The sequence below is a fragment of the Stenotrophomonas maltophilia group sp. LNF247 genome (assembly GCF_054083135.1).
In genome coordinates, this window is the sequence record NZ_JBSRQL010000038.1 from 1 (window position 1) to 8,245 (window position 8,245).

Genomic DNA, 8,245 nt, shown 5'->3' on the forward strand with positions numbered 1-8,245 from the left:
ACCACGTGCCTTTTCTTCCGGAGCGGCGTCGATCGAGGAGTAATCCTTGAACTCGCCACCGAAGCGCTCGGCACCGATCTTGGTCAGTGCAGCGGTCAGCGTGGTCTTGCCGTGGTCGACGTGACCGATGGTGCCGACGTTGACGTGCGGCTTGGTGCGCTCGAACTTACCCTTTGCCATTGTTCTATACCTTGATTGTTCGTAAATGGTTTCAAGAGAGGCTGAGCGAGGCTCAGCCCTTCTTCATGACGGCTTCGGCGATGTTGGTCGGAGCCGGCTCGTAGTGATCGAATTCCATGGTGAAGGTGGCGCGGCCCTGGGTCTGCGAACGCAGCGCAGTGGCGTAGCCGAACATTTCACCCAGCGGGATCATCGCGTTGATGATGCTGGCCGAACCGTCACCGGTGGTGTCGGAACCCTGCAGCACGCCGCGACGACGGCTGACGTCGCCCATCACGTCACCCTGGTAATCCTCCGGGGTCACGATCTCGACCTTCATGATCGGCTCCAGCAGCACCGGCTTGGCCTTGGCGAAGCCCTGCTTGAAGGCCATCGACGAAGCCAGCTTGAACGCCATTTCCGAGGAGTCGACGTCGTGGTACGAACCGAACACCAGCTTCACCTTGACGTCCACGACCGGGAAGCCAGCCAGCGGGCCGCTGGTGATGGTTTCGCGCAGGCCCTTTTCAACCGACGGAATGAATTCCTTCGGGATCACGCCGCCGGTGATGTCGTTGATGAACAGGAAATCGTCCTTGATCATCGGAGCGATCTTCGGATCGGCACGATCTTCAGCGGTGATCGGCGACAGCTCGATCACGACGTGACCGTACTGACCCTTACCACCGGACTGCTTGGCGTGCTTGTAGTCCGACTTGACGTCAGCCAGGGTGATGGTTTCGCGGTAGGCCACCTGCGGCGCGCCGACGTTGGCTTCAACGTTGAACTCGCGCTTCAGGCGGTCGACGATGATGTCCAGGTGCAGCTCGCCCATGCCCGAGATGATGGTCTGGCCGGATTCTTCGTCGGTCTTGACGCGGAACGACGGATCTTCCTGCGCCAGGCGACCCAGCGCCAGACCCATCTTTTCCTGGTCCGACTTGGTCTTCGGCTCGACGGCCATGGAGATCACCGGCTCCGGGAACGTCATGCGCTCCAGGATGATCGGGGCATCCACGGCGCACAGGGTGTCACCGGTGGTGGTGTCCTTCAGGCCCACGGCAGCAGCGATGTCACCAGCCAGAACTTCCTTGATTTCCTCGCGGTTGTTCGAGTGCATCTGCAGGATGCGGCCGATGCGCTCCTTCTTGCCCTTCACCGAGTTCAGCACGGTGTCGCCACCGTTCAGGGTGCCCGAGTAGACACGGAAGAAGGTCAGCGCGCCGACGAACGGGTCGGTGATGATCTTGAAGGCCAGCGACGAGAACGGCGCCTTGTCGTCCGACTTGCGGGTCATTTCGACGGTGTCGTCGTCAACGTCCACGCCCTTCACGTCCGGCACGTCGACCGGCGACGGCAGCAGCTGGATCACGCCGTCCAGCATGGCCTGCACGCCCTTGTTCTTGAAGGCCGAGCCGCAGTACATCGGCACGATCTCGGTGGCCAGGGTACGGGTACGCAGCGCGTTGATGATTTCGGCCTCGGCCAGCTCTTCGCCGCCCAGGTACTTTTCCATCAGCTCTTCGCTGGCTTCAGCAGCGGTCTCGACCATGAACTGGCGAGCTTCTTCCGCAGCCGCCTGCAGATCGGCCGGGATGTCGCTGTACTCGAACTTCATGCCCTGCGAGGCTTCATCCCAGTGGATGGCCTTCATCTTCAGCAGGTCGACAACGCCCTTGAAGTTGTCTTCAGCGCCGATCGGCAGCTGCATCGGCACGGCAACCGCGCCCAGCTTGGCCTTCAGCTGGCCGACGACCTTCTGGAAGTTGGCACCGGTGCGGTCCATCTTGTTGACGAACGCGATGCGCGGCACGTGGTACTTGTTGGCCTGGCGCCACACGGTTTCCGACTGCGGCTGCACGCCACCGACGGCGCACAGGACGAAGACGGCACCGTCGAGCACGCGCAGCGAGCGCTCAACTTCGATGGTGAAGTCGACGTGCCCCGGGGTGTCGATGATGTTGAAGCGGTGCTCCGGCAGGGACTTGTCCATGCCCTTCCAGAACGCGGTGGTGGCAGCGGACTGGATCGTGATGCCACGCTCCTGCTCCTGCTCCATCCAGTCCATGGTGGCGGCGCCGTCGTGCACTTCACCGATCTTGTGGCTCTTGCCGGTGTAGAACAGGATGCGCTCGGACGTGGTGGTCTTGCCGGCATCGATGTGAGCCATGATGCCGAAGTTACGGTAACGCTCGATGGGAGTGGAACGGGCCACGGGAGCCTCTCAGATTTCTTGGATTTCGGATGGCCGAACGCCGCCTTTCGGCGGCCTTCGGATTGGCGCAGTCTTTCTGGGACCGCGAGGCAGCACGCACCGAAGTGGTGCTGCCCTGCCTGTTTTACAAGGCCGTCAAACTCACCAGCGGTAGTGGGCGAATGCCTTGTTGGCTTCGGCCATGCGGTGGGTTTCTTCGCGCTTCTTGATGGCGCCGCCACGGTTTTCCGAGGCGTCGATCAGTTCAGCAGCCAGCTTCTTCGGCATGGTGTTCTCGCCGCGCTTGCGCGCGGAGTCGATCAGCCAGCGCATGGCCAGGGCCATCTTGCGCGACGAACGCACTTCGACCGGCACCTGGTAGGTGGCACCACCGACGCGGCGCGACTTGACTTCGACCGCCGGAGCGACGTTGTCCAGAGCCTTCTGCACCAGTTCAATGGCGTTGGCGCTGCTGTTCTTCTCGGTGATCACGTCCATGGCGCCGTACACGATCTTCTCGGCGACGGACTTCTTGCCGCTCTGCATGACCATGTTGATGAAACGGGCGATGGTTTCGCTTCCGTGCTTCGGATCGGGCAGGACGGAACGCTGCGGAGTATTACCCTTACGCGACATTGTGCTCTCTCCTTATGCCTTCGGACGCTTGGCGCCGTACTTGGAACGGGCCTGGCGACGCTTGGCAACGCCGGCGGCGTCGAGCGAGCCACGAACGGTGTGGTAACGCACACCCGGCAGGTCCTTGACGCGACCGCCGCGGATCAGGACCACGGAGTGCTCCTGCAGGTTGTGGCCTTCACCACCGATGTAGGAAATCACTTCTTCCTGGTTGGTCAGGCGGACCTTGGCAACCTTGCGCAGAGCCGAGTTCGGCTTCTTCGGAGTGGTGGTGTAGACACGGGTGCAGACGCCACGGCGCTGCGGGCACTTGTCGAGCGCCGGCGAGGCACTCTTGTAGGTGGTCGCTTGCCGCGGCTTGCGGACCAGCTGGTTGATCGTCGCCATCAGTAGGTTCTTCTGATTGGTGGCCGGAAAATCCGGCCAGAGATGCGGAAATGTTAAAGCAGGCCAAAATTCTGGCCTGCTGAGACAGACGATTGTAGCAACCTGCCAGGAAAGCAGTCAAACGCCTCCTGTCAAGCCCGCTCCTGATCCCGGAACGTTACTGGGGGGCCTCCATGTACCCCGTTCAGGTTGGCGGGGTGAACCACGAGGTCCACCCTGCCCTGCGCCGGTAGAGTCGACTGTTAGCCGACTCTCGATGGCAGTCGACCAACAGTCGACTCTACCGCCCGGGTGGTCCGGCTTTGCGGCCGGACCGGATGCATCATTCTTCGCCCGAGGCCTGTTCAGCTTCGGCTTCAACCACCGCTGCCTCGACCGCAGCCGGAGTGCCGGCCAGGGTCTGCATTTCCGACTCGGTAAGGCCGGAGGCGCCGCGGCGGCGGTTGCTGTGGTACGCCAGGCCGGTACCGGCCGGAATCAGGCGACCCACGATGACGTTTTCCTTCAGGCCGCGCAGGTTGTCCGAGGTGCCGCGGACGGCCGCCTCGGTCAACACACGGGTGGTTTCCTGGAACGACGCGGCCGAGATGAACGATTCAGTCGCCAGCGAGGCCTTGGTGATACCCAGCAGCACCGGATCGAAACGAGCCGGCAGCTCGTTGCGGGCCGCGAGGCGCGCATTCTCCTCGATAACGCGCTGGCGCTCCACCTGTTCGCCGTTCAGGAACTTGCTGCTGCCCTGGTCGGTGATCTCGACCTTGCGCAGCATCTGGCGGGTGATCACCTCGATGTGCTTGTCGTTGATCTTCACGCCCTGCAGGCGATACACGTCCTGGATTTCCTTCACCAGGTAGGCAGCCAGCGGTTCGACACCCAGCAGGCGCAGGATGTCCTGCGGGCTCGGCTCGCCGTCCACGATGGTTTCACCCTTGGTGACATGCTCGCCTTCGAACACGATGACCTGGCGGTACTTCGGGATCAGCTCTTCGTGCTCCGAACCATCGGTGTCCTTGATGATCAGGCGCTGCTTGCCCTTGGTGTCCTTGCCGAAGCTGATGATGCCCGAACGCTCGGCCAGCACCGCCGGATCCTTCGGCTTGCGGGCTTCGAACAGATCGGCCACGCGCGGCAGACCACCGGTGATGTCGCGGGTCTTCGACGCTTCCTGCGGAATCTTGGCGACCACGTCACCCACGCCGACGGCAGCGCCGTCCTGCAGGTTGACGATCGAGCGCGGCGGCAGCAGGTACTGCGCCGGCAGATCGGTGCCCGGGATCGACAGGTCATTGCCCTTGGCGTCGACGATGCGCACGATCGGGCGCAGGTCCTTGGCCTGGGTACCACGACGCTTCGGATCGGTGATTTCGCGCGAGGCAAGGCCGGTCAGCTCGTCGGTCTTCTCGATGACGGTGATGCCGTCGACGAAGTCGATGAAGCGGATGAAGCCGGCCACTTCCGACACGATCGGGTGGTTATGCGGATCCCAGTTGGCCACGGTCTGGCCAGCCTTGATCGCATCACCGTCCTTGGACGTGATGGTCGCACCGTACGGCAGCTTGTAACGCTCACGCTCACGACCGTGGGCATCGAGCACCGAGATTTCGCCCGAGCGCGACACCGCCACCAGCGAGCCGTTGGCGTGCTCGACCGACTTGAGGTTGCTGAACTTGACCGAGCCGGTGGTCTTGACGGTGATGTTGTCGACCGCAGCAGCTCGCGACGCCGCACCACCGATGTGGAACGTACGCATGGTCAGCTGGGTACCCGGCTCACCGATGGACTGGGCGGCGATGACGCCGACCGCTTCACCGATGTTGACCAGGTGGCCGCGGGCCAGATCGCGGCCGTAGCAGCGCGAGCAGACACCGAAGGCCGATTCGCAGGAGATGGTCGAGCGGACCTTGATGGTCTGCACGCCGGCATCTTCCAGCTTGGCCACCCAGGCTTCGTCCAGCAGGGTGTTGCGGGTGACGATCGGATCTTCATCGTTGCCCGGCAGGAACACGTCCTCGGCCACCACGCGACCCAGCACGCGGTCCTTCAGCGGCTCGACCACGTCGCCGCCTTCCACGATCGGGGTCATGATCAGGCCTTCGGTGGTACCGCAATCCACCTCGGTGATCACCACGTCCTGCGCGACGTCGACCAGACGACGGGTCAGGTAACCCGAGTTCGCGGTCTTCAGCGCGGTATCGGCCAGACCCTTACGGGCACCGTGGGTGGAGTTGAAGTACTCCTGCACGTTCAGGCCTTCGCGGAAGTTCGCCTTGATGGGCGTCTCGATGATCGAGCCGTCCGGGCGGGCCATCAGGCCGCGCATGCCGGCCAGCTGACGGATCTGCGCCTGCGAACCACGCGCACCGGAGTCGGCCATGATGTACAGCGAGTTCATCGACTTCTGGTCGATGGTCTCACCCTTGGCATTGACCACCTTCTCGGTACCGATGGTGTCCATCATCGCCTTGGCGATGCGCTCGTTGGTGCGCGACCAGATGTCGACCACCTTGTTGTAGCGCTCGCCGGCGGTGACCAGGCCCGACTGGTACTGCTCCTGGATTTCCAGCACTTCGGCTTCGGCCTCGGTGAGGATGCCCTTCTTCTCGTCCGGGATCAGCATGTCGTCGATGCCGATCGAGACGCCGGCACGGGTCGCGTAGGCGAAGCCGGTGTACATCAGCTTGTCAGCGAACACGACCGTGTCCTTCAGGCCCAGCTGGCGGTAGCTGGAGTTGATCAGGCGGCTGATGTTCTTCTTGGTCAGTTCGACATTGGCCAGTGCGAACGGCAGGCCTTCCGGCAGGATTTCAGCCAGCAGGGCGCGACCGATCGTGGTGTCCACGATCGAGGTCTTGTTCTGCTTGTTGCCATCTTCGTCGGTCACCACCTCGGTGATGCGGACCTTGACCTTGGCGTGCAGTTCCACCACGCGGTTGTCGTAGGCGCGCTTGACTTCGGCGATGTTGGCGAAGGCCATGCCCTCGCCCTTCTTGTTCTCCAGCGAGCGGGTCATGTAGTACAGACCCAGCACGACGTCCTGCGACGGTACGATGATCGGCTCGCCGTTGGCCGGCGACAGGATGTTGTTGGTCGACATCATCAGCGCACGCGCTTCCAGCTGGGCTTCCAGCGAGAGCGGCACGTGGACGGCCATCTGGTCACCGTCGAAGTCGGCGTTGAACGCGGTGCAGACCAGCGGGTGCAGCTGGATGGCCTTGCCTTCGATCAGCACCGGCTCGAACGCCTGGATACCCAGACGGTGCAGGGTCGGCGCACGGTTCAGCATCACCGGATGCTCGCGGATGACCTCTTCCAGGATGTCCCAGACTTCGGCTTCTTCGCGCTCGACCAGCTTCTTGGCGGCCTTGATGGTGGTGGCCAGGCCACGACGCTGCAGCTTGGCGAAGACGAACGGCTTGAACAGCTCGAGCGCCATCTTCTTCGGCAGGCCGCACTGGTGCAGGCGCAGGTACGGGCCGACCACGATGACCGAACGGCCCGAGTAGTCGACGCGCTTGCCGAGCAGGTTCTGGCGGAAGCGACCCTGCTTGCCCTTGATCATGTCGGCCAGCGACTTCAGCGGGCGCTTGTTGGTGCCGGTGATGGCACGGCCACGACGGCCGTTGTCCAGCAGCGCATCGACCGACTCCTGCAGCATGCGCTTTTCATTGCGCACGATGATGTCCGGCGCGCTCAGTTCGAGCAGGCGGCGCAGGCGGTTGTTGCGGTTGATGACGCGGCGGTACAGGTCGTTCAGGTCGGAGGTCGCGAAGCGGCCGCCATCCAGCGGGACCAGCGGACGCAGGTCCGGCGGCAGCACCGGCAGCACGGTCATGACCATCCATTCCGGACGGTTGCCCGATTCCAGGAAGGCTTCGATCAGCTTGATGCGCTTGGTGAGGCGCTTGAGCTTGGTTTCCGAACCGGTAGCGGCGATTTCCTCGCGCAGGCGGGTCATTTCCGACTGCAGGTCGATCGTGCGCAGCAGTTCGTACACGGCCTCGGCGCCCATCGCGGCGTCGAAGTCGTCACCGTGCTCCTGGCGGGCCTGCAGGTACTGTTCCTCGGTCAGCAGCTGGCGGCGTTCCAGGGCGGTCAGGCCCGGCTCGGTCACCACGTAGGCTTCGAAATACAGCACGCGCTCGATGTCGCGCAGGGTCATGTCCAGCATCAGGCCGATGCGCGACGGCAGCGACTTCAGGAACCAGATGTGGGCGACCGGCGAGGCCAGGTCGATGTGGCCCATGCGCTCGCGGCGCACCTTGGCCAGGGTCACTTCGGTGCCGCACTTTTCGCAGACCACGCCGCGGTGCTTCATGCGCTTGTACTTGCCGCACAGGCACTCGTAGTCCTTCACCGGTCCGAAGATGGCGGCGCAGAACAGGCCGTCGCGTTCCGGCTTGAAGGTGCGGTAGTTGATGGTTTCCGGCTTCTTCACTTCGCCGAAGGACCACGAACGGATCAGGTCCGGCGAGGCCAGCGCGATCTTGATCGCGTCGAAGTCCAGCGTCTGGCGCTGCTGGTTGAAGAGGTTGAGCAGGTCTTTCATGGTGTTCTCCAGAAGGAGGAATGCTGTGTCGATGGGCTTTCAGTTCACTGCCAGCGGCGCGGCGGTGGAGGCCGCCGCGCCGGCATGGATCAGTTGTCTTCCAGTTCCATGTTGATGGCCAGCGAGCGGATTTCCTTCACGAGCACGTTGAAGGATTCCGGCATGCCCGCGACCATCTCGTGCTCACCGTCGACGATGTTCTTGTACATCTGGTTGCGGCCCTGCACGTCGTCGGACTTCACCGTCAGCATTTCCTGCAGGGTGTAGGCCGCGCCGTAGGCTTCCAGCGCCCAGACTTCCATTTCACCGAAGCGCTGGCCGCC

The 8,245-nt window shown here is 63.2% G+C and carries 6 protein-coding genes; all 6 read right to left on the reverse strand.

All coding sequences use genetic code 11. The annotated features are described in order from the left end of the window. A partial coding sequence (locus ACTXG9_RS19500; protein WP_227843741.1) for a GTP-binding protein occupies positions 1–180 on the reverse strand: 180 nt, incomplete at its 3' end. A gap of 52 nt (positions 181–232) precedes the next feature. Next, positions 233–2,374 (reverse strand): elongation factor G, encoded by a 2,142-nt coding sequence (gene fusA / locus ACTXG9_RS19505; protein WP_019662237.1) that lies wholly within the window; start codon positions 2,372–2,374, stop codon positions 233–235. A gap of 141 nt (positions 2,375–2,515) precedes the next feature. Then, the gene (gene rpsG / locus ACTXG9_RS19510) at positions 2,516–2,989 is read right to left on the reverse strand and encodes a 30S ribosomal protein S7 (RefSeq protein ID WP_004145321.1); all 474 of its coding nucleotides are present in this window, start codon (positions 2,987–2,989) and stop codon (positions 2,516–2,518) included. Positions 2,990–3,001: 12 nt separating this feature from the next. Further along, positions 3,002–3,376 carry a 30S ribosomal protein S12 gene (gene rpsL / locus ACTXG9_RS19515; protein ID WP_004145320.1) on the reverse strand — a complete coding sequence of 125 codons (375 nt, stop codon included), beginning with the start codon at positions 3,374–3,376 and terminating at the stop codon, positions 3,002–3,004. A gap of 322 nt (positions 3,377–3,698) precedes the next feature. Next, positions 3,699–7,922 carry a DNA-directed RNA polymerase subunit beta' gene (rpoC, locus tag ACTXG9_RS19520; protein WP_019662236.1) on the reverse strand — a complete coding sequence of 1,408 codons (4,224 nt, stop codon included), beginning with the start codon at positions 7,920–7,922 and terminating at the stop codon, positions 3,699–3,701. 89 nt (positions 7,923–8,011) lie between these two features. Further along, on the reverse strand, positions 8,012–8,245 hold a 234-nt coding region (locus ACTXG9_RS19525), incomplete at its 5' end, for a DNA-directed RNA polymerase subunit beta (protein ID WP_457654819.1).